Consider the following 20,432-nt stretch of genomic DNA (forward strand, 5'->3'; position numbering starts at 1 on the left):
CTGCTTGAGGCGCATGTTGCTGGGCCTACCGCGCGGTCGCGCTACTTGAGGCCGTGTTTGGCCCATAGCAGGAACTCGACATTGCCGTCGCCTCCGGTGATCGGGCTTTCGGTCGTGGCCTGCACGGCCCAGCCGACGCCTTCCAGCCAGTCCGCGACGCGCTGCACCGCCGCCGTCTGGGCCTCACGATCCTTGACCACGCCCTTCTTGCCGACGCCGCCTGGGCCATCCGCCTCGAACTGAGGTTTGACCAGCGTCACCAGATCGGCGTCGTCCGCCGCCAGAGCCAAGGCCGCAGGCAGCACTTTCGACAGGCTGATGAAGCTGGCGTCGCATACGATCAGGGACGGCGACTGCGGGATCACCTCATTCGTCAGGTCCCGCGCATCGGTACGCTCCAGATTGACGACGCGCGGATCGCTGACGACCCGATCATGCATCTGGCCATAGCCCACATCGACGGCGAAAACCTTGGCCGCGCCACGATCCAGACAGACCTCGGTGAAGCCGCCGGTCGAGGCCCCGACGTCCAGCGCCACTCGACCCTCAACCGCGACAGGCCACAGACCCAGGGCGTGATCCAGCTTCAAGGCGCCGCGCCCGACCCAGCGGTGCGCAGGCTGGGCCTCCAGCACCGCGTCCTCGGCGATCTGCTCGGACGGCTTCTGCACCGTCACGCCATCGGCGACGACCAGACCGGCCTCGATCGCCGCCCTGGCCCGCGCACGGCTGTCGAACAGACCGCGCGTGACCAGAAGCTGGTCGATGCGGGCCTTCACCCGATCTCGCTGAGGCGCGCCAGCGCGGCCTGCAGCTTGACCTTGCCGGCCTCTGCCTCGGCCAGCTTGGCGCGCTGCTCGTCCACTACTTCCGGCGCGGCGCGCGAGACGAAGTTGGGGTTGCCCAGCTTCTTGTTCACGTGGCCGATGTCGCTGTCGAAGGCGGCGATTTCCTTCTCCAGACGCGCCCGTTCGGCGGTCAGGTCGATGATGCCCGCCAGGGACAGGGCGATGGTCGAACCGCCGGACACGAAGGTCACAGCGCCCGTCGGCGCAGCATCCGCCGAACCGACCTCGGACACACGGCCCAGAGTCAGGATCAGGTCTCGGTGACGGGTGATCCGCTCGGCGGTCGCGGCGTCGGGTGCGACGAAGGCCAGCGGCGGCTTGGCCGACGGCGGCACGTTCATCTCCGCCCGCAGGCCGCGGATTTCACCGACCAGATCGACCAGCCAGCCAATCTCGGCCTCGGCCGAGGCGTCGACGAAGGCGTCCGGCAGGGCCGGCCATTCGGCGCCGATCAGCAGACCGTCGCGCGCCGGGCCTTCCTTGCCGAGTTCCGCCCACAGCTCTTCAGTGATGAAGGGCATGACCGGGTGCAGCAGCTTCAGCGTCTGGTCCAGCGTCCAGGCGGTCATGGCCCGCGTCTCGGCCTTGGCGGCTTCATCGGCGCCGTTGAAGACCGGCTTGGCCAGTTCCAGATACCAGTCGCAGAAGACGTTCCAGACGAAGCGGTAAAGCACGCCCGCTGCGTCATCGAACCGGCCGCCCTCGATGGCCTCTGACACGGCGCGTTCGGCCTTGGTCAGTTCGCCACGGATCCAGCGGTTGATCGTCTGTTCCACAGCGGCGGGATCAAAGCCCTCGACGCGGCGCGCCTCGTTCATCTGGCTGAAGCGGGCGGCGTTCCACAGCTTGGTGCCGAAGTTGCGGTATCCCTCGATCCGCTGTTTCGACAACTTGATGTCGCGCGTGCCCGACAGGATGGCCATGGTGAACCGCAAGGGGTCGGCGCCCAGTTCGTCGATGATGCCCAGGGGGTCGATGACGTTGCCCTTGGACTTCGACATCTTCTGACCCTTCTCGTCGCGGACCAGACCATTGATGATCACGCGCTTGAAGGGAACTTCGCCGTCCATGAAATGAAGGCCCATCATCATCATCCGGGCGACCCAGAAGAAGATGATGTCCGCCGCCGTGACCAGGTCGCTGGTCGGATAGAACCGCTCCAGATCCTCGGTCTTCTCGGGCCAGCCCATGGTCGAGAACGGCCACAGGGCCGAGCTGAACCAGGTGTCCAGAACGTCCTCGTCCTGGGTCAGGACGACTTCGGAGTCATAGTCGGCCATCGCCTGTTCGCGGGCGTCGGCTTCCGTCTCGGCGACATAGATTTCGCCGTTCGGACCGTACCAGGCCGGGATGCGGTGGCCCCACCACAGCTGGCGCGAAATGCACCACGGCTCGATGTTGCGCAGCCACTCGAAGTAGATCTTCTCGTAGGATTTCGGCTCAAACACCGTCGCGCCGGCCTCGACTGCGGCAAGCGCGGGCTGGGCCAGTGTGTGGGCGTCAACGTACCACTGGTCCGTCAGCCACGGCTCGATGACCACGCCCGAGCGGTCGCCGTGCGGGACGACATGCTTGGTCTTCTCGATCTCGCGCAGCCAGCCGTCTTCTTCAGCGCGGGCGACGATGGCCTTGCGCGCGGCGAAGCGGTCCAGACCGACCAGTTCGGCAGGGATTTCCGGCACGTCATCAGCGACGATGCGGGCGAAGGCGTCCAGAATATTCAAGGCCGCCAGCCCTGCCCGCTTGCCCACGCCGAAGTCGTTGAAGTCGTGCGCAGGCGTGATCTTCACCGCGCCCGAACCTTTGGTCGGATCGGCATAGTCGTCAGCGACGATGGGGATGCGGCGGCCGGTGATCGGCAGGGTCACGAACTTGCCCACCAGACCCGCGTAACGCTCGTCCTCGGGGTGAACCGCAACGCCGGTGTCGCCCAGCATGGTCTCGGGCCGGGTCGTGGCCACGACGATGAAGTCGCGGGTTTCGAACTCGGTGGCCTTGCCGTCCTCATCGAAGGCGACGGGGTGTTCATAGGTCACGCCATCGGCCAACGGATAGGCGAAGTGCCAGTAGGCGCCGTCCACCTCGCGCTGCTCGACCTCCAGGTCCGAGATGGCGGTCTGGAAATGGGGGTCCCAGTTCACCAGACGCTTGTCGCGATAGATCAGGCCATCCTTGTGCAGCTGCACGAAGACCTTGCGGACGGCGGCGTTCAGCCCCTCGTCCAGCGTGAACCGTTCACGCGACCAGTCGCACGACGCGCCCAGGCGGCGCAGTTGGCGAACGATCGTGCCGCCCGATTCGGCCTTCCACTCCCACACCTTCTCGATGAAGGCGTCGCGGCCCATGTCGCGACGGCCGATATTGCCGCCCGCCGCCAGTTGGCGCTCGACCACCATCTGGGTCGCGATGCCTGCATGGTCCGTGCCGGGCAGCCACAGCACGGCCTTGCCCTTCATGCGGTGATAACGGGCCAGGATGTCCTGCAGCGTATTGTTCAGCGCATGGCCGATATGCAGGCTGCCCGTCACGTTCGGCGGCGGAATGACGATCGAATAGGCGTCGGCCGCTCCGTCCGTCTGGGCGGCGGCGCGGGGCGCGAACAGGCCGCTTTCCTCCCATTGGGCGTAAAGGCGTGGCTCGGCGGCCTGGGGTTCGAAGGTCTTCTCAAGCATCATCTGGTCTCGAATGAGAAAGGGCGGCTCCTGCGGGAGCCGCCCCTCAAATAGTCTGCGGTCAACTGAAGGGCTAGGCGCTGCGCGCGATGCGTTCGACTTCCTTTTGCACAGCGTCTTGAACGATCCCCGGCAGGTTGGCGTCCAACCACTGTTTCAACAGCGGGCGCAGCATTTCGCCGACCATGGCCTCGACCGTGTTGCCGCTGACGAACGGCAGATCGCTCGTTGCGGCTGGCGCGGGTTCCGGCTTCTTGAAGCTGGCGGCCAGGCCGGCGAAGGCCGACGCGGCGCTGGCGGCGGCGCTTTCACCGACCAGGGCGTCATAGGTCGGCGCGGGTTCCGGGGCGGGCGCAGGCTCAGGCTCGCGGGCATAGACGGGCGCCGGCGCGGGCTCGGCGTAGTAAGGTTCGGGCTCCGGTTCAGGCGTAACGTCGACTACGTCCAGATCGCCGATGCTTTCCGCAGCGGGCGCCTCATAACGGTCCGTCAGCTCCAGCACATCGTCCTCGACGGCTTCGGCCGCGATCTCGTGAACGGGTTCAGCAGGCGCAACCGGCTCGGGCGCGGGTTCCGGCGCCACGGCTGCAGGCGGGGTTTCAGCCGGGGCCTCATCTTCAGAAATGATCCGGCGGATCGACGCCAGGATCTCTTCCATCGTGGGTTCCTGAGCGGACTGATCGGTCATGTCTAAACCTTGTGGAAGGCCGGAAGAAAAACGGCGCCGGGCGAAAACCCGACGCCGATCTGTTGTCGTCGCATCAACGCCCGTCAGAATCAACGGGCGTTTTAGGGGACTTCAGCCCCCAAAGCTTCAGTTGCGCGGGGCGGTCCGCACAACCTCACCCTTCAGTTGGCTGTCGATCGGGGCGTCCGGCGCGTCGCTGGCGGCGACGATCGGGGGCGAGGCCACGCGATCCAGCGCCTCGATCACGCCGTCCCAAGGCAAGGCGCCGCGATTGCGGACGTGGTCATAGTTCGCCTTCGCGTCATAGACGTCCAGATCCGCATTCAGGTTCGGACCTTCCAACTGGCCCATGGCCTTCAACAGCGAGGCGCGTGCGACATATTCGGCCGCCTTGGCGTTGGCCAAAGCGGTCTGGGCCGAACGCAGGGTCACTTCCTGCTGCAGCACGTCCAGCGTGGTGCGCAGGCCGACCTGGGCCTCCTGGCGCACGCCTTCGGCGGCGACCGATGCGGCGCGAACCGCTTCGTTGCCCGCCGCGACGCCAGAGCGGGTCGACAGAACCTGCGCATAGGCCGTGCTGACGTCCTGCAACACCGCACGACGCTGACCCTCAACGCCGATCTGGGCCGCGTTGGCGCGCTCCAGCGCCTGGGCGACGCGCGACTGGTTCAGGCCGCCGGTGAACAGCGGCACCGACAGGGTCGCCCCCGCCTGGAAGCTGCGACGGTCGGTCAGTTCGCCCAGATCGCCAAGATCATTGGTCGAACCGCCGTAGGAGGCGGTGGCGCGAACCGACGGCAGATACTCGGAACGGGCGGCGGCGACAGCGGCCTCGGCGCCCTGCTGGTTGTAGATGGCGGCCAGAACACCCGGATTGCGGCCCAGCGCCGTCTCCATCGCGGCGTCGAAGTCCGTCGGCACTGCAGGCAGGGCCGGAGCCGCTTCCAGATCAGTCGGCGACTGGCCGATCACGGCGGCATAGGCCGCGCGCGACGACGACAGTTGCGCCTGGGCGTTGGCCAGGTCGGCCTCGGACTGCGCCAGCGAGGCCTCGGCCTGGGCGACGTCGGTGCGGGTGATCTCACCCACTTCGAAACGGGCGCTGGTTTCCTGAAGCTGGCGTTGCAGCACGGTCAGGTTTTCCTGGCGGATGCGCAGGATCTCCATGTCGCGCGACACGTTCACATAGGCCTGGATCACCGACAGCAGGACCGTCTGTTCGATATCACGCAGGTTCTCGCGGCCAGCAAGCACATTGGCGCGGGCCTGGTCGATGGCGCGGGTGGTGCGGCCTGCGGTCCACAGGTTCTGCGAGACACTGACGCCGACGTTGCCGCCGTTCGTGTCGGTGTCGCCCGCAATGGTCACGCCGTTGACGGTCGTGTCCGGCGCCCAGGTGCGGGTGTAGTTGGCGCCGGCCGAAGCGCTGAGCGTGGGGCGCAGGCCCGAACGAGCCTGCACCACCGTCTCGTCCAGAGCGCGCTGGTTGGCGCGCTGGGCCAACAGATTGGGATTGGTGCGATAGGCCAGAGCAATCGCTTCCTGCAGGGTTTCGGCCCACGCAGGCGCGTCCAATCCGCTCACAAGAGCCACCACAGCGGCCGAGGCCAGCACACGCGAGCGTTTCAACATTGTCCGTCCTTGCCTGACGCTCCCCCAGGAGCGCCCGATGTTACGCCAGCGTAACTGCGGCCTCACTCGACCATACGCCAGTTAAGTTTTTTTCACGCTCGCGGCCGCGATTTCCTTCGCAGCCGCAAAAACGATTACAGCGCGAAGGTAGGCGCAGGCGTCAGGGCTGCAAGAACCGCGGGCGACGAATCGAAAAGTTCACGTCGTGACAGGCCTTCACGGCCCTTCACATACAGGGCGGCCTTGCCCACGGCGCCGCGGCGCTCAACCGCCACGATGCGACCGCCCGGACGCAGCGCCGCGCCCCAGCTTTCCGGCAGGGCGGCGACGCCGCCCTCGCAGACGATCACGTCCCAGCCCTCGCCCGTCGGCTGGTCCAACGGCGCAACCACCGTGGCCACGCCTTCGGCGGCCAGGGCCTCGCCCACGACATCGAACACGGCCTGATCGGCTTCCTGCGCAGTGACGCTCAGGCCCATGCGGGCCAGGACGGCGGCGGCGTAAGGGGCCGCGATGGCCAACGCCTTCTCGCCTTCGCGCGCATCGGCGGCCTGCAACAGCTTGGCCACATCACGCGCCGGCATCAGGCGACGCTCGCCCGCGATGACGACGGCTTCTTCGGAATAGGCGGCGAAGGCGCGGTCAGGCGCACAGAATGATTCGCGCGGCACGGCCAGCATGGCCAGGTGAATCGCGCGCTCAGTCACGTCGTTCACCCGCACCTGCGAGTCGACCATAGCCTTGCGCTCTGCGGTGAAATCCATCTGTAAACAGCCTTTGACGATGATCCGGGAGGAATTCTGCCGCGCTTATAGGTCCGTGCGTTGCAGCGGACAATCCGATCTGATAGCGAACGCCCCTCGCGATGACCGCCCCCGCAAAAAACGGGGATCAAAAGCGGCCTGATGGCGGAGTGGTGACGCAGAGGACTGCAAATCCTTGCACCCGGGTTCGATTCCCGGTCAGGCCTCCATTGCGATACAGAAAAGGCGCGGACCCCACGGTCCGCGCCTTTTTCGTTTCTGCCGCCCGATCAGCCGTTCGGCCCCAGCCCCGGATCATTGGCGCGCACCTGCCGGATCAGACTGCGGCGAATCTCCTGGCGGATTTCCAGAGTGACCCGCAGCGCTTCCTGCGCGGCCTGACGACGCCCTCGGCGATTCTCTCCATGTCTGAGTTCCGATTCGATCCGTCGCCTCGCTGCTTCCTGCTCAGGGGCGCATTGCTCCAAGGCCGCGTCCACCGTCGCGGCGGGCATTCGCCGCAACGGCTGTCCGGGCGCAGCGTGCCGGGTGACGCATTCGCGCCACCGCGCAACCTCGTCCGCCGCCTCCGGCGCGATCTGCAAGGCGGTCAAAAGAGCGAGCACGATCATGGACTGACGAAACGCCGCCCCTTCCCCGCCGTCAAATCACGCGAGCGGGATCAACCCCGCGCCCATTGCAGGTGATGCAGGGCTACGGCGCTGGTCGCGGCGACATTCAGCGAATCGAATCCACCCGCCATCGGTATGCCCACCGCCGTGCAGCTTTCGATGACGCTGCGGGGCAGGCCTGGGCCCTCAGAGCCTAAAACCACCGCCGCCGGGCCCTTGCGCCGATAGTCCGCCAGCGTCTGGGTCGCGGAAGGCGTCAGGGCCAGAACATCGACGCCCGCCGCCTGCAGGGCTTCGGTGATGGTCTGCGCCCGGTCCATCACCACGAACGGCGTCCTAAGCACCGCGCCGACCGAGACGCGGATGGACTTGCGATAAAAGGGATCGCAGCAGCCGCCGTCCAGCAGCACCGCCCGCGCCCCGAACGCCGCCGCATTGCGGAACAGCCCGCCCATATTGTCATGATTGCCGATGCCGCTGGCGACGACGAACACATCCTGCGCCCTCACCTCGCCCAGCATGGCGTCCAGCGACAGCACCGGCGGCTTTTCGCCCAGGGCCAGTATGCCCCGATGCAGGTGAAATCCTGCGATCTGATCCAGCACGTCCTGAGCCGCAACATAGACTGGCGCGTCGTCCGGCAGGGCGGCGATAACGTCCGCCAGCGCCGCCACCCGCTTCTCGGCCAGCAGCAGGGCACGCGGTCTGCATTGCGAGGCGTCGGACGCCAGCACGCGCACAACCACCTCGCCCTCAGCAATGAACAGGCCTTCGCGGCCCGTCAGGTCACGTTCACGGATATCGCGGAAGGCGGCGATGCGGGGATCCTGAGGATCGGAGACGACGAACTGATTCATGGCGCACTTTTCCCGTTGCACGAATCGAACGGGCACTGCTATAGCGCCGCTCCCGAGCAGTTCCGCGGTAGCTCAGTGGTAGAGCAGCCGACTGTTAATCGGCTGGTCGTAGGTTCGAATCCTACCCGCGGAGCCACTCGGGTGTTTGATATGGTTGAGCTTCCAGCTCCCAACTTAGATAAGTCCAGAGCAGTTCCGCGGTAGCTCAGTGGTAGAGCAGCCGACTGTTAATCGGCTGGTCGTAGGTTCGAATCCTACCCGCGGAGCCACTCAGGTATTTGATCGGATTGAGAAATCCTCCCTGCCCACGGAGCGTCTGTTGGCGATGCGCCTGAACGGCGCCATCTTGGGTCGAACAGGCTCGGGAAGGACAATATGGCTCTAGCGACAGCACACATCGGCGCGACCCGCTACGTCACCCGCATCGCCACGGGCGGCGATCTGCAGCACAGCTTCACAGCGGACGAGCCGGAGCGGCTGGGCGGTCAGGACGCCGGTCCGGCTCCGTTCGACCTGCTGGTGTCGGCGCTTGGCGCCTGTACGGCCATCACGTTGAAGATGTATGCCGACAAGAAGGAATGGCCGCTGGAAGCGCTGGAAGTCCGCCTGGAATACCGAGGTGGAGAGCAGCCGCCGCGAATCGACCGGGTATTGGTTCCGTCAGGCCCGCTGTCCGATGAACAGAAGGCGCGCCTGGCCGACGTGGCGGAACGCACGCCGGTCACCCTGGCGATCAAGAACGGCGTCTCGATTCAGACGACGCTCAGCGCGTCCTAGGCTCTAGGCGCGCCCGCTTCCTGCGCCGCCTTGCGCAAGACGTCAGCCAACACCTCGTCGCCATCCTCCTTGGCCATGCGCGCCATCTCCAGGCACATGGCCCCTATATAATGGCGCGTGGGGAATTGGGGCGAACCCGGCGACAGAGGTGCAGGCGGCTTTGAGCGGGGTCCGGGATGAGCGGTCGCCATGGCTATAACTCTTGGAATCAGTCCGACAACCTATACAAGCACATATTCAGATTAAAACTACCTATACGTGCGTGATGCAGCCGACGATTGACACGCGGCTCCGCTCCAACCACGTTCGCGCCCCTTCCCGAGACCGAACCAATCATGAACCTCGTCATCGTCGAGAGCCCCGCAAAGGCCAAGACCATCAATAAATACCTGGGCTCGGACTACGAGGTCCTGGCTTCATATGGTCACGTCCGCGACCTGCCGTCCAAGGATGGCTCGGTCCTGCCCGACGACGACTTTTCAATGCATTGGGAGGCGGACGCCAAGGGCGCCAAGCGCCTGTCGGAGATCGCCGAGGCCGCCAAGCGCGCCGACCGCGTCATCCTGGCGACCGACCCCGACCGCGAAGGGGAAGCGATCAGCTGGCACGTTCTGGAAGTCCTGAACAAGAAGAAGGCGCTGAAGGACACTCACGTCGAACGCGTCACTTTCAACGCCATCACCAAGTCCGCCGTGCTGGAGGCCATGGCCAATCCGCGCCAGCTGGATATGGAGCTGGTCGAGGCCTATCTGGCCCGCCGCGCGCTGGACTATCTGGTCGGTTTCACCCTGTCGCCGGTCCTGTGGCGCAAGCTGCCGGGCGCGCGTTCGGCCGGACGCGTGCAATCGGTCGCCCTTCGCATCGTCGTCGATCGCGAAATGGAGATCGAGAAGTTCAAGCCTCAGGAATACTGGTCCATCGAGGCCGACCTGAACGCCGACAGCCCGCCGTTCACCGCCCGTCTGGTCAAGCACGCCGGAAAGCGCGTGCAGCGTCTGGACATCAAGGACGAAGCCACGGCCAGCGCCGCGCGCGCCGCGATCAACGCTGGCGACTTCACCATCAACTCGGTCGAGAAGAAGCCGGTCCGCCGCAATCCCTCGCCGCCCTTCACCACCTCGACCCTGCAACAGGAAGCCTCGCGCAAGCTGGGCTTCACCGCCCAACGCACCATGCAGGCGGCGCAGAAACTGTATGAAGGCGTCGATGAGACCGGCGGTCTGATCACCTATATGCGGACCGACGGCGTCTCGGTCAGCCCGGAAGGTCTGGCCCAGGCCCGCGAAGTGATCGGCAAGGAATACGGCCCCGCCTACGTCCCATCCGAACCGCGCTTCTACAAGGTCAAGGCCAAGAACGCCCAGGAGGCGCACGAGGCGATCCGGCCCACCAACATCGCGCGCCATCCCGATTCCGTGCGTCTCGATTCCGATCTGCAGCGCCTTTACGAACTGATCTGGAAGCGGATGGTCGCCTCGCAGATGGAGGCCGCGCGTCTGGACCGCACCACGGTCGAGATCGAGACGCCCGACGGCCAGACCGGCCTGCGCGCCACCGGCCAGGTGGTCACCTTCGACGGTTTCCTGGCCGTCTATGAAGAAGGGCGCGACGAAAAGCAGAAGGGTTCGGAAGAGGACGAAGGCGACGACACCAGCCGCCTGCCCGCCCTGAAGGAAGGCGCGAAAGCCAAGGTCGACGCCATCCGCACCGACCAGCATTTCACCGAACCGCCCCCGCGCTATTCGGAAGCGACCCTGGTCAAGAAGCTGGAAGAACTGGGCATCGGCCGCCCGTCGACCTACGCCTCGACCCTGTCGACCCTGCGCGATCGCGAATATGTCCGCGTCGACAAGAACCGCTTCTATCCCGAGGACAAGGGACGGCTGGTCACGGCCTTCCTGGAGCAGTTCTTCAGCAAATGGGTCGAATACGACTTCACCGCCGCGCTTGAGACGCGCCTCGACGAGGTGTCGGCAGGCGACCTGAACTGGAAGGTGCTGCTGCGCGAGTTCTGGCAGGACTTCCACGCCGCCACTCAAGCGGCTGGCGAACTGCGCACCACGGCCATTCTGGACGCCCTGAACGAAAGCCTGGGCGCCCACATCTTCCCGGACAAGGGCGACGGCTCTGATCCGCGCGAATGCCCGCTGTGTCATGAGGGCCAGCTCAGCCTGAAGACCAGCCGTTTCGGCGCCTTCATCGGCTGTTCGCGCTATCCAGAATGCAAATACACACGCCCCGTCGCCTCGCCCTCGGCCGAGGACGGATCGGCGGAAAGCGGCGACCGCGAACTGGGCATCGACCCGGCGACCGGCCAGCCCGTGCAGCTGAAGATCGGCCGTTTCGGCCCCTATGTCGAAATCACGCCGCCGGATGGAGAGAAGCCCAAGCGGTCGTCCCTGCCCAAGGGATGGTCGCCTGCGTCGCTGGATCTGGACCGGGCGCTGCGCCTTCTGGCCCTGCCGCGCGAGGTCGGGGTTCACCCGGAAGACGGCAAGATGATCACGGCAGGCCTTGGCCGCTACGGTCCCTTCGTGCTGCACGCGGGCACCTACGCCAACGTCTCGGACATCGATGAAGTGTTCGAGGTCGGCCTGAACCGCGCCGTCGCTCTGCTGGCTGAAAAGCGCGCCGGTCGCCCCGGTCGTGGCGCCGCCGCCGCGCCGCTGAAGGACCTCGGCGCCCACCCGGAGACGGGCGAGCCGATCCACGTCATGGCCGGTCGTTTCGGCCCCTACGTCAAGTCGGGCAAGATCAACGCGACCCTGCCCAAGGGCGCCGCACCGGAAGACCTGACGCTGGAAGACGCCCTGCCCCTGCTGGCCGCCAAGGCGGGCGCCGCGCCCAAGAAGAAGGCGCCCGCCGCCAAGAAAGCCGCCTCCCCCAAGAAGGCGGCAGCGCCTAAAAAGGCTGCGGCCCAGAAACCAGCCGCCAAGAAGGCGCCCGCTAAAAAGGCCAAGGTCGAGGAATAGACGTCTCGCCCAGTAAGACGGATGGGGGGGGGAGCGGTCAGTGCATGACCGCTCCCTCTTTCAATTTCAGTCCCGACGCGGCTCTTCCCCGCCGCCGATGAAGGCTCCGGCGATCCAGCTGACCACGCCTGTCACGATCGCCGCGCCGATTCCCGCCCAAAGGCCATGGACGGCGAACCCATCGAGGAACAGCGACGTCAGACCGATCATCGCCGCATTCACGACCAGCAGGAACAGACCGAAGGTCAGCACCGTGAACGGCAGGGTCAGCACCACCATGATCGGGCGCACCACTGCATTGACGACACCCAGAATGATCGCCGCAGCGATCAATGACCCGTTGTTGGTGAAGTCCACGCCCGGCACCACCTTGGCCGAGAGCCAGAGGCCCGCCATTGTGACCAGGGCCTGGGTGATGAAGCGGATCATGTCGTCCTCGATGAAAATGTTTTGAAGCTTGACCATAACGCGCGATGCGGACGAAGGCTCCCGTTCCTCGGCATCGGCTGCTATCCAGCATCGACAACGCGCTTCGGAGCCCCCCCCATGAGCCTGCACGGCGACTATGACCCCGACAATATATTCGCCAAGATCCTGCGCGGCGAAATCCCCTCGGTGAAGGTGTGGGAGGATGAACACGTCCTGGCCTTCATGGACGTTTTTCCTCAGTCGGAAGGCCATGTTCTGATCATCGCCAAGCAGTCGCAGGCGCGCAATCTGCTGGAGGTCGAGCCGGAGGTTCTGGCCCGCCTGACCGCCGCCCTGCAACGCACCGCAAAGGCCGTCGAGCAGGCCCTTCAACCCGAGGGCCTGGCCATCATGCAGTTCAACGGCGACGCAGGCGGCCAGACGGTCTTCCACCTGCATTTCCACATCATCCCGCGCTGGAGCAGCCGCGAACTGAAGGGCCACGGCCATGCGCCGATGGCGGATGCCGACACGCTGAAAGCTCTGGCGGCCCGCATCGCTGAGAAACTGGACTGACCCATCTTGCGTCTTATGCAATCCGTCCGCATAAGGCGCGCCTGTCCGTCAGGGACGCCGGCTTAGCTCAGTTGGTAGAGCGCCAGTTTTGTAAACTGGATGTCGCGGGTTCGATTCCTGCAGCCGGCACCACTTCCCCGCCCTTCCGCGTCAATTCCACACGTCACGCCGTCCTTGCGCTTCGCAACGGCGTGCGATGTCATGAGTTAAGCTGGGACCACGTTTCAGAAATCGTGTCTCATCTCCCACTTGGCAGATGGGGATTTATCCGGTCACTTCACGGCCTTGGGCAGGGAGGACATTGATGTTTCATCGCCGCGGATTGCTGCTGGGCGCAGGTGCGCTGACGCTGGCCGCCTGCTCGCCCCGTTCGGGCGGAGGCTCGGGCGGCGTGTCTCTGTTGAACGTCTCCTATGATCCGACGCGAGAGCTGTACCGCGCCTATAATCAGTTGTTTGATGCGCATTGGCGCGAGATCGGCCAGCCTGGCGTCAATGTCGAACAATCGCACGGCGGGTCCGGCAAACAGGCCCGCGCGGTCATCGACGGACTGCAGGCCGACGTCGTCACCCTGGCCCTGGCCGCCGACATCGACGCCATCGCCGAGCGCGGCCTGACGCACAAGGACTGGGAGACCAGTCTGCCGGACAACGCCTGCCCCTACACATCGACCATCGTCTTCCTGGTCAGGAAGGGCAATCCGAAGGCTATCAAGGATTGGCCCGATCTGGTTCGTCCGGGCGTTCAGGTCATCACCCCGAACCCCAAGACCTCCGGCGGCGCGCGCTGGAACTATCTGGCGGCCTGGGCCGACGCCATTCGTCGCCCCGGCGCGACCGAGGCGACCGCCACCGCCTATCTGCGCGAACTGTTCCGCCACGTGCCGGTGCTGGACACGGGCGCGCGCGGCTCGACCACCACCTTCGTCCAGCGCGGCATCGGCGATGTGCTGCTGGCGTGGGAGAACGAAGCCCATCTGGCGGTCGCGGAACTGGGCGCGGACAAGGTGGATATCGTCGTGCCGCCCTTCTCCATCCTGGCCGAGCCGCCTGTCGCCGTCGTCGACAAGGTGGTGGACCGCAAGGGCACGCGCGCCGTCGCCGAGGCCTATCTGAAATACCTCTACGAAGAGCCGTCGCAGGTTTTGATCGCCCAGAACTATTACCGGCCGCGCAATCAGGCCGTGGCCCAACGGTTCGCCGCCAGCTTCCCGCAGCTTGAGCTGGCCACCATCGCCGACTTCGGCGGCTGGACCGAAACCCAGAAGAAGCACTTCGCCGACGGCGGCGTGTTCGACAGCATCTACCAGCCGAGCGGCGGCGCGTGACGTCCATTCCGCTGCCCCGACGATGGCGCTGGAAGGAGCCGAACGTCCTGCCCGGCTTCGGCCTGACCTTCGGGTTCGTCGTCCTGTATCTGTCGCTGTTTCTGCTGATCCCGCTGGCGGCCCTGATCGTGCGTCCGTGGGAGTTGGGCCTTGACGGGTTCTGGAGACAGATCACCACGCCGCGCGCTCTATCCGCCCTGCAGCTCAGTTTCTACACGGCGGGCGTCGCCGCCCTGATCAACAGCGTCATGGGCCTGCTGCTTGCCTGGGCGCTGGTGCGCTATGATTTTCCGGGCAAGCGGATCATCGACGCCCTGGTCGATCTGCCCTTCGCCCTGCCGACCGCCGTCGCGGGCATCGCCCTGACCGCCATCTATGCGCCGAACGGGCCGATCGGATCGTGGTTCAATGATGTGGGCATCCGCATCGCCTACACTCCGATCGGCATTCTGCTGGCCCTGGTGTTCGTCGGCCTGCCGTTCGTCGTCCGTTCTGTCCAGCCGGTGCTGGAGGATGTGGATCATGAGGTCGAGGAGGCCGCCGAGACACTCGGCGCCACGCCATTCCAGCGGGCGCGTCTGGTCATCCTGCCCGCTGTCCTGCCCGCTCTGATCTCTGGCGCAGGCCTGGCCTTCGCGCGGGCGGTCGGGGAATATGGTTCGGTCATTTTCATTGCCGGCAATATGCCGCTGAAGTCCGAGATCGCGCCCCTGCTGATCGTGATCCAGTTGGAGCAGTTCAACTATGCAGGCGCGGCGGCCATCGGTCTGGCCATGCTGGGTCTGTCCTTCCTGATCCTGCTGGTCATGAACGGGTTGCAGACCCTGTTGCTGCGTCGAGGCCGCAAATGAGCTCCGTGCGCAGATCACCGGTGCGGGGCGCCGCGCCCTTCATCATCGGCATCGGCCTGCTGTGGCTGGCGGTGATCGTGTTGTTGCCGCTGGGCATGGTCTTCGCCGAAGCCTTCCGCAAAGGTGTCGAGGGTTTTCTGAAGGCGTTCGACGAACCGGACGCCTGGGCCGCTGTGCGTCTGACCCTGTTGGTCGCGGCCATATCCGTGCCGCTGAACGCCCTGTTCGGCCTGGCCGCCGCCTGGTGCGTCACCCGCTATGAGTTTCGCGGCAAGGCCCTGTTGACCACCCTGATCGACCTGCCCTTCTCGATCTCGCCCGTCATCTCCGGCCTGGTCTGGGTGCTGTTGTTCGGCTCGGCAGGCTGGTTTGCGCCCCTGCTGGATGCCTTGGGCATACGGATCATCTTCACCGTGACGGGGCTGGTGCTGGCCACCATTCTGGTCACCCTGCCCTTCGTGGCGCGCGAGCTGATCCCTCTGATGCAGCAGCAGGGTGCGGATGAGGAACTGGCGGCGGTGACACTGGGCGCCGGGCCGTGGGCCATCTTCTCCAAGATAACCCTGCCGAACGTGCGCTGGGCGCTGCTGTACGGGGTGCTGTTGTGCAACGCCCGGGCGATGGGCGAGTTCGGGGCCGTGTCGGTCGTCTCGGGCCACATCCGGGGTCTGACGAACACCCTGCCCCTGCACGTCGAGATTCTTTACAACGAATATGACTTCGTCGGCGCCTTTGCGACCGCCACGGTGCTGGCGGGATTGGCCCTGATCACCCTGCTGATCAAGAGCCTGCTGGAATGGCGTTTCGCCGACGAACTCGCCGCCACGAGGCGCCACTGAATGCCGCTGACGATCAAGAACCTGAGCAAGAGTTTTCGGGGTTTCACCGCCCTGCGCAACGTCGACCTGGAGGTCGGCGACGGCGAGTTCCTAGCCCTGCTCGGCCCGTCCGGCTCGGGCAAGACCACCCTGTTGCGCATCATGGCCGGGCTGGAGCAGCCGGAGGCGGGGTCCGTCATCTTCGATGGCGAGGACTTTCTGGCCCAAAGCCCGCGCGAGCGCCGGGTCGGTCTGGTGTTCCAGCACTACGCCCTGTTCCGGCACATGACGGTGGCCGACAATATCGCCTTCGGCCTGAATGTGCGTCCGGGCAAAGACCGCCCTTCGAAATCCGCCATCAGGGAACGGGTCGCTGAACTGCTGCGGCTGGTTCAGCTGGAAGACCTGGGCAAACGTTATCCCGCCCAGCTTTCGGGCGGTCAGCGTCAGCGCGTCGCCCTGGCCCGCGCCCTGGCCATCCAGCCCCGCCTGCTGCTGCTGGACGAACCGTTCGGCGCGCTTGACGCCAAGGTGCGGCGTGAACTGCGGCGCTGGCTGCGTCACATCCACGATGAGACCGGCGTCACCACCGTCTTCGTCACCCACGATCAGGAAGAAGCGCTGGACCTGGCGGACCGTGTCGCCATCCTGAAAGACGGCCATATTGAACAGGTCGACACGCCGCTGGACCTGTACCAGCACCCGTCCTCCGCCTTCGTCCACGACTTCCTGGGCGGCGCCGTCCATCTGCCTGCAAAGGTTCAGGATGGCGTTCTGACCGTCGATGGCTGGACGACAGATGCACCCAAGGACGCCCCCGCGGGGGAGGTCATTCTGGCCGTTCGCGGCGAAGACCTGATCCTGAGCGACAAGGGTATCGCCGCCAGCATCGTCACCCTCAGCCCGCGCGGTCCGCGCACCCGGATCGGCATCGAGATCGAGGGACAGGCGCTGGATCTGGAGCGCCCGGCGCATGATCCGCTGTCGAAACTTAGCGTTGGCCAAACAGTGCGGGTTCGCCCCGATCTGATCCATCTGTTCAAAAGCTGAAACCTGATCGACATTTGCAGGGATTGACGGTTCCGGCTGATTGGATGAAAGCAAACACTTAGACGCATCCGTTTTTTCGGAAACTCGCTAAGCCAGCGTTCGCGTCACCACCGCTCGACCATCTGGGGACATGGCCGAAAACACGAACAAGCTGGGACACAAGATCGGCGCACGCGGCGGACGCACGCGCCAGGCGATCCTCGACGCAACCCGCCAGCTTCTGAACGAGCGCCATTACGGTGAAATCCGTGTCGCTGATCTGGCGTCCCGCGCTGGTGTCTCGCCGTCGAATTTCTACACCTATTTCAAGACGGTGGAGGAGCCGGTTCTGGCGCTGTGCGAAGCCGCCGCCGCCGACTTCCAGGGGCTGTCCAGCCATTTCCAGGCCGACTGGCCGGGCGACAAGGCCTTCGCCATCGGGCGGGCCTTCATTCTCGACATCATGGAAATCTGGCGCACTCACGGCCAGGTTCTGCGCGTTGAGCATATGCTGGCGGACAATGGCGACGCCGCCTTTGTCGAAAGTCGAGTGCGCCGCCTGCGCCGTCTTCACCTGGCCATCGAGCGTCGCGTCGCCCAGGCCCATGCCAGCGGCCTGCATCCCAAGGACTACAGCCCGCGACTGGCTTCGTACCAGATCGCGTCCATCGCGGAATCGACGGCGGCCAGTTTCGACCTGTTGCGGCGCGCCGACACGCCAGAGGCCATTCTGGACACGGCGGCGATCATCATCGTCAAGCTGACGACCGGCCGCTGATCATACCGGCGGGCCGGCGTCAGCCCCCGCCCATCGACACCGCGACATGATAGGTCACGAACGAGGCCAGATAGGCCAGACCGAACATGTAGCCGATCATCACCCAGGTCCATTTCAGCGAGTTCGTCTCACGACGCACCACGCCCAGCGTCGCCACGCACTGGGGCGCGAAGATGTACCAGGCCAGGAACGACAGCGCCGTCGCCAGCGACCAGTGCTGGGCCAGGGTCGAGGCCAGCAGGCCCGTCGCATTCTCGGCGTCGGCAATGGCGTAGGTGGTGCCCAGGGCCGCCACCGCCACCTCACGCGCGGCCATGCCGGGGATCAGGGCGATGACCATCTGCCAGTTGAAGCCGATGGGCGCGAAGATCGGCTCCAGCGCCCGGCCCAGCATGCCCGCGAACGAATAGTCGATGGCCGGCAGGGTCGCGTTCTCGGGCGGATAGGGGAAGGTCGCCAGCACCCACAGAATGACCACGGCAGGCAGGATGATCCGGCCCGCCCGCGTCAGGAATATCTTGGCCCGGAGCCACAGGTTGAAGCCGACGCTTTTCAGGTCAGGAACCTTGTAGGTGGGCAGTTCCATCATGAAGGGCTCGACCGCGCCTCTCCAGAAGATCTTGCGAATGACCAAGGACACGATCAGGGCGCTGAAGATGCCCGCTGCATAGAGTCCGAACATCACCACGCCCTGCAGGTTGGCGAAGCCCCACACCGTCTGGTTGGGAATGAAGGCGGCGATGATCAGGGTATAGACCGGGATGCGCGCCGAGCAGGTCATCAGCGGGGCCACCAGAATGGTGGTCAGCCGGTCGCGCTTTGAATCGATCACCCGCGCCGCCATCACACCCGGAATGGCGCAGGCGAAACTGGACAGCAGGGGAATGAAGGCCCGCCCATGCAGACCCGCCCCGCCCATGATCTTGTCCATCAGAAAGGCCGCCCGGGCCATATAGCCGAAGTCTTCCAGCGCGATGATGAACAGGAACAGGATCAGGATCTGCGGCAGAAAGACCAGCACGCTGCCGACGCCGGAAATGACGCCGTCCACGATCAGGCTCTGCAACAGGCCGTCAGGCAGGATGGCCGCGACCATTTCCCCGATCCAGCCGATGCCGCCCTCGATGCCGTCCATCAGGGGCGCGGCCCAACTGAACACGGCCTGGAACATGACGAACAGAATGGCCATCAGGATCACCAGCCCGCCGACCGGATGCAGCAGGACGGAATCGATCTTGCCGGTCAGGGTGTCAGGCCGCTCGGGCGGGCGGACGCAGGCCTTCATGATCCGCTCGGCCTCACGCGCGGCGGAACGCAGGGCGGCGGCGTCGGGGCTATGCCATTGGCTTTCAGACAGTGCGGCGACATCCACCTGCTGTTCGACGGCGGCGATCAGATCGTCGATCCCCCGTTTGCGCGTGGCGACCGTGGTGATGATCGGCACGCCCAGTTCGGCGCCCAGCTTCTCCAGATCAATCCGCAGGCCCTGACGCTGGGCGATGTCGTACATGTTCAGCGCCAGGACCATCGGACGTCCGACGGCCTTCAGCTCCAGGATCAGGCGCAGCACCAGACGCAGGTTCGTGGCGTCGGCGACGCAGACCACCACATCCGGCGGCGTTTCGCCCGCCAGACGGCCCAGAACAGCGTCGCGGGTGACCTCTTCATCCGGGCTGCGGGCGCGCAGGGAATAGGTGCCGGGCAGATCCAGCACCGACAGGGTGCGGCCTGATGCGGCGCGGATCAGGCCTTCTTTCCGTTCGACCGTGACACCGGCGTAGTTGGCGACCTTCTGGTGCGCGCCGGTCAGGGCGTTGAACAGGGCGGTCTTGCCGCTGTTGGGGTTTCCCACCAGCGCGACGCGGGCGGCTTTCAGCGCAACATCCATCAGGCGGCGTCCAACTGGATCATCAGGCTTTCGGCTTCGTGGCGACGCAAGGCAACCCGCATGTCGTCCACCTTCATGGCGATGGGGTCACGTCCGAACAGGCCCTCATGCAGCAGTTCGACATGGGCGCCTTCGACGAAGCCCAGCTCCAGCAGGCGGCGCTCCAGTTCGACCGCGTCGGCCTGGTGATGGCAATGGGCGCCGACCTGGACGATCACTCCGCGATCGCCGCGACGGGCCTGACTCAGCTTGATGGTGTCGGTCAAATCTACGCTCGCACGGAAGGGCGGCGCACCCCTGCGGCCCTATATTCAGTGACAGTGATTATCAGCCGCGCGCGCGCCGCGCCAGCAGGACAGCTTGCCCAATTGCCGCGCTGGACGATTGCGGTATCAGGGGCCAAACAGGAACCGCCATGAACCGCTTCGCCCCGCTTGCCGTCGCCCCGATCCTGATGCTCGCCGCCTGCGGCAATGGTGGAGCGGACACGTCCTCTGCGCCCGCCGCCGCGCCGGCCAAACCGGCCCGCGTTCTGTCCGATGCGGAAAAGGCGACGCTGCTGGCGTCCCTGCCCGCACCGTACAACGAAGGTGATCTGGAGAATGGCCGCCGCGCCTTCGCCCGCTGCCGCTCCTGCCACACCATTGGCGAAGGCGGACCGGACATGGCGGGTCCGAACCTGTACGGCGTCTTTGGCCGTAAGGCGGGCGAGCGTCCCCGCTACAGCTACTCCAACGCCATGCGGACCGCGGACTTCACCTGGGACGCCGAAAAGCTGGATCACTGGCTCCAGAACCCGCGCACCTTCCTGCCGGGCAACAAGATGACCTTCCCCGGCCTGCCCGACGACAAGGACCGCCGCGACGTCATCGCCTTCCTGAAGGTGGAGACGGGCTACCAGGCGGAACCTGCACCAGCGCCCGCTTCCTGAGACCG

20 protein-coding genes and 4 tRNA genes are annotated in these 20,432 nt (G+C 65.6%); 13 read left to right on the forward strand and 11 right to left on the reverse strand.

Features of this window, described 5'->3' with window-relative positions:
- Window positions 1-41 precede the first annotated feature (41 nt).
- The 5 genes from KWG56_RS07140 to KWG56_RS07160 form a co-directional block, all read right to left on the reverse strand.
- Entirely contained in the window at window positions 42-779 is a 738-nt protein-coding gene (locus KWG56_RS07140) for a TlyA family RNA methyltransferase (protein WP_219354253.1), read from the reverse strand.
- Complete coding sequence (locus tag KWG56_RS07145) at window positions 776-3,520, reverse strand: valine--tRNA ligase (protein WP_219354254.1); 2,745 nt, start codon at window positions 3,518-3,520, stop codon at window positions 776-778. Before KWG56_RS07145 ends, KWG56_RS07140 begins: the two co-directional genes overlap by 4 nt.
- 73 nt (window positions 3,521-3,593) lie before the next feature.
- Window positions 3,594-4,208, reverse strand: a complete 615-nt coding sequence (locus KWG56_RS07150; protein ID WP_219354255.1) for a DUF2497 domain-containing protein — start codon at window positions 4,206-4,208, stop codon at window positions 3,594-3,596.
- Between the two features lie 126 nt (window positions 4,209-4,334).
- Window positions 4,335-5,840 carry a TolC family outer membrane protein gene (locus tag KWG56_RS07155; protein ID WP_219354256.1) on the reverse strand — a complete coding sequence of 502 codons (1,506 nt, stop codon included), beginning with the start codon at window positions 5,838-5,840 and terminating at the stop codon, window positions 4,335-4,337.
- 134 nt (window positions 5,841-5,974) lie between these two features.
- Window positions 5,975-6,604: a protein-L-isoaspartate O-methyltransferase family protein gene (locus KWG56_RS07160; protein ID WP_219354257.1), complete on the reverse strand. Its 630-nt coding sequence runs from the start codon at window positions 6,602-6,604 to the stop codon at window positions 5,975-5,977.
- A gap of 135 nt (window positions 6,605-6,739) precedes the next feature.
- Between KWG56_RS07160 and KWG56_RS07165 the strand changes: the two genes are divergently transcribed.
- Window positions 6,740-6,813: transfer RNA gene (locus KWG56_RS07165), tRNA-Cys, on the forward strand.
- Window positions 6,814-6,873: 60 nt separating this feature from the next.
- On the opposite strand, the gene KWG56_RS07170 is transcribed toward KWG56_RS07165, so the two are convergent.
- The gene (locus KWG56_RS07170; RefSeq protein ID WP_219354258.1) at window positions 6,874-7,215 is read right to left on the reverse strand and encodes a hypothetical protein; all 342 of its coding nucleotides are present in this window, start codon (window positions 7,213-7,215) and stop codon (window positions 6,874-6,876) included.
- A 50-nt stretch (window positions 7,216-7,265) separates the two neighbouring features.
- On the reverse strand, window positions 7,266-8,072 hold the full coding sequence (locus KWG56_RS07175) for a TrmH family RNA methyltransferase (protein ID WP_219354259.1): 807 nt from the start codon (window positions 8,070-8,072) through the stop codon (window positions 7,266-7,268).
- Between the two features lie 61 nt (window positions 8,073-8,133).
- Here KWG56_RS07175 and KWG56_RS07180 point away from each other — a divergent pair.
- The 3 genes from KWG56_RS07180 (at window position 8,134) to KWG56_RS07190 (ending at window position 8,849) form a co-directional block, all read left to right on the forward strand.
- Window positions 8,134-8,208, forward strand: a tRNA-Asn gene (locus tag KWG56_RS07180).
- A 58-nt stretch (window positions 8,209-8,266) separates the two neighbouring features.
- A tRNA-Asn gene (locus tag KWG56_RS07185) sits at window positions 8,267-8,341 on the forward strand.
- Between the two features lie 106 nt (window positions 8,342-8,447).
- Window positions 8,448-8,849 (forward strand): OsmC family protein, encoded by a 402-nt coding sequence (locus KWG56_RS07190; RefSeq protein WP_219354260.1) that lies wholly within the window; start codon window positions 8,448-8,450, stop codon window positions 8,847-8,849.
- Here KWG56_RS07190 and KWG56_RS07195 read toward each other — a convergent pair.
- Window positions 8,846-9,040, reverse strand: a complete 195-nt coding sequence (locus KWG56_RS07195; protein ID WP_219354261.1) for a hypothetical protein — start codon at window positions 9,038-9,040, stop codon at window positions 8,846-8,848. The genes KWG56_RS07190 and KWG56_RS07195 overlap by 4 nt on opposite strands.
- A gap of 144 nt (window positions 9,041-9,184) precedes the next feature.
- Between KWG56_RS07195 and topA the strand changes: the two genes are divergently transcribed.
- Window positions 9,185-11,821 (forward strand): type I DNA topoisomerase, encoded by a 2,637-nt coding sequence (gene topA, locus KWG56_RS07200; RefSeq protein WP_219354262.1) that lies wholly within the window; start codon window positions 9,185-9,187, stop codon window positions 11,819-11,821.
- A gap of 66 nt (window positions 11,822-11,887) precedes the next feature.
- On the opposite strand, the gene KWG56_RS07205 is transcribed toward topA, so the two are convergent.
- The gene (locus KWG56_RS07205) at window positions 11,888-12,250 is read right to left on the reverse strand and encodes a phage holin family protein (protein ID WP_219354263.1); all 363 of its coding nucleotides are present in this window, start codon (window positions 12,248-12,250) and stop codon (window positions 11,888-11,890) included.
- A 117-nt stretch (window positions 12,251-12,367) separates the two neighbouring features.
- On the opposite strand from KWG56_RS07205, the gene KWG56_RS07210 reads away from it, so the two are divergent.
- From KWG56_RS07210 to KWG56_RS07240, 7 genes are all read left to right on the forward strand, one after another.
- Window positions 12,368-12,805, forward strand: coding sequence for an HIT family protein (locus tag KWG56_RS07210; protein ID WP_201100361.1), 438 nt, complete (start codon window positions 12,368-12,370; stop codon window positions 12,803-12,805).
- Between the two features lie 56 nt (window positions 12,806-12,861).
- Window positions 12,862-12,937: transfer RNA gene (locus tag KWG56_RS07215), tRNA-Thr, on the forward strand.
- A gap of 172 nt (window positions 12,938-13,109) precedes the next feature.
- Window positions 13,110-14,132: a sulfate ABC transporter substrate-binding protein gene (locus tag KWG56_RS07220; RefSeq protein WP_219354264.1), complete on the forward strand. Its 1,023-nt coding sequence runs from the start codon at window positions 13,110-13,112 to the stop codon at window positions 14,130-14,132.
- Window positions 14,129-14,983 (forward strand): sulfate ABC transporter permease subunit CysT, encoded by an 855-nt coding sequence (cysT, locus tag KWG56_RS07225; protein WP_219354265.1) that lies wholly within the window; start codon window positions 14,129-14,131, stop codon window positions 14,981-14,983. The genes KWG56_RS07220 and cysT overlap by 4 nt, the downstream gene beginning before the upstream one ends.
- Window positions 14,980-15,822 (forward strand): sulfate ABC transporter permease subunit CysW, encoded by an 843-nt coding sequence (gene cysW, locus KWG56_RS07230; RefSeq protein WP_219354266.1) that lies wholly within the window; start codon window positions 14,980-14,982, stop codon window positions 15,820-15,822. The genes cysT and cysW overlap by 4 nt, the downstream gene beginning before the upstream one ends.
- A complete protein-coding gene (locus KWG56_RS07235) occupies window positions 15,823-16,851 on the forward strand; it encodes a sulfate/molybdate ABC transporter ATP-binding protein (RefSeq protein WP_219354267.1) in 1,029 nt (342 codons plus the stop codon).
- A gap of 130 nt (window positions 16,852-16,981) precedes the next feature.
- A complete protein-coding gene (locus KWG56_RS07240) occupies window positions 16,982-17,608 on the forward strand; it encodes a TetR/AcrR family transcriptional regulator (protein WP_219354268.1) in 627 nt (208 codons plus the stop codon).
- Window positions 17,609-17,627: 19 nt separating this feature from the next.
- Here KWG56_RS07240 and feoB read toward each other — a convergent pair whose 3' ends face one another.
- Together feoB and KWG56_RS07250 are read right to left on the reverse strand one after the other, a co-directional pair.
- Entirely contained in the window at window positions 17,628-19,496 is a 1,869-nt protein-coding gene (gene feoB, locus KWG56_RS07245) for a ferrous iron transporter B (protein ID WP_219354269.1), read from the reverse strand.
- Window positions 19,496-19,762, reverse strand: coding sequence for a FeoA family protein (locus KWG56_RS07250; protein ID WP_201100354.1), 267 nt, complete (start codon window positions 19,760-19,762; stop codon window positions 19,496-19,498). Before KWG56_RS07250 ends, feoB begins: the two co-directional genes overlap by 1 nt.
- Window positions 19,763-19,911: 149 nt before the next feature.
- Here KWG56_RS07250 and KWG56_RS07255 point away from each other — a divergent pair, with 149 nt between their 5' ends.
- Window positions 19,912-20,427, forward strand: a complete 516-nt coding sequence (locus KWG56_RS07255; RefSeq protein WP_219354270.1) for a c-type cytochrome — start codon at window positions 19,912-19,914, stop codon at window positions 20,425-20,427.
- The last annotated feature ends 5 nt before the right edge of the window (window positions 20,428-20,432 follow it).

Source organism: Brevundimonas nasdae (genome assembly GCF_019395145.1).
Taxonomy (GTDB): Bacteria; Pseudomonadota; Alphaproteobacteria; order Caulobacterales; family Caulobacteraceae; genus Brevundimonas; species Brevundimonas nasdae.

Excerpts from the sequence above, each read along its gene's own strand:
- KWG56_RS07205 (WP_219354263.1), bottom strand. The coding sequence starts at position 12,250 with ATGATCCGCTTCATCACCCAGGCCCTGGTCACAATGGCGGGCCTCTGG.
- feoB (WP_219354269.1), bottom strand. The coding sequence starts at position 19,496 with ATGGATGTTGCGCTGAAAGCCGCCCGCGTCGCGCTGGTGGGAAACCCC.
- KWG56_RS07150 (WP_219354255.1), bottom strand. The coding sequence starts at position 4,208 with ATGACCGATCAGTCCGCTCAGGAACCCACGATGGAAGAGATCCTGGCG.
- KWG56_RS07155 (WP_219354256.1), bottom strand. The coding sequence starts at position 5,840 with ATGTTGAAACGCTCGCGTGTGCTGGCCTCGGCCGCTGTGGTGGCTCTT.
- cysW (WP_219354266.1), top strand. The coding sequence starts at position 14,980 with ATGAGCTCCGTGCGCAGATCACCGGTGCGGGGCGCCGCGCCCTTCATC.
- KWG56_RS07220 (WP_219354264.1), top strand. The coding sequence starts at position 13,110 with ATGTTTCATCGCCGCGGATTGCTGCTGGGCGCAGGTGCGCTGACGCTG.
- KWG56_RS07240 (WP_219354268.1), top strand. The coding sequence starts at position 16,982 with ATGGCCGAAAACACGAACAAGCTGGGACACAAGATCGGCGCACGCGGC.
- KWG56_RS07195 (WP_219354261.1), bottom strand. The coding sequence starts at position 9,040 with ATGGCGACCGCTCATCCCGGACCCCGCTCAAAGCCGCCTGCACCTCTG.
- KWG56_RS07145 (WP_219354254.1), bottom strand. The coding sequence starts at position 3,520 with ATGCTTGAGAAGACCTTCGAACCCCAGGCCGCCGAGCCACGCCTTTAC.
- KWG56_RS07210 (WP_201100361.1), top strand. The coding sequence starts at position 12,368 with ATGAGCCTGCACGGCGACTATGACCCCGACAATATATTCGCCAAGATC.
- KWG56_RS07235 (WP_219354267.1), top strand. The coding sequence starts at position 15,823 with ATGCCGCTGACGATCAAGAACCTGAGCAAGAGTTTTCGGGGTTTCACC.
- KWG56_RS07170 (WP_219354258.1), bottom strand. The coding sequence starts at position 7,215 with ATGATCGTGCTCGCTCTTTTGACCGCCTTGCAGATCGCGCCGGAGGCG.
- KWG56_RS07255 (WP_219354270.1), top strand. The coding sequence starts at position 19,912 with ATGAACCGCTTCGCCCCGCTTGCCGTCGCCCCGATCCTGATGCTCGCC.
- KWG56_RS07175 (WP_219354259.1), bottom strand. The coding sequence starts at position 8,072 with ATGAATCAGTTCGTCGTCTCCGATCCTCAGGATCCCCGCATCGCCGCC.
- topA (WP_219354262.1), top strand. The coding sequence starts at position 9,185 with ATGAACCTCGTCATCGTCGAGAGCCCCGCAAAGGCCAAGACCATCAAT.
- KWG56_RS07160 (WP_219354257.1), bottom strand. The coding sequence starts at position 6,604 with ATGGATTTCACCGCAGAGCGCAAGGCTATGGTCGACTCGCAGGTGCGG.
- KWG56_RS07190 (WP_219354260.1), top strand. The coding sequence starts at position 8,448 with ATGGCTCTAGCGACAGCACACATCGGCGCGACCCGCTACGTCACCCGC.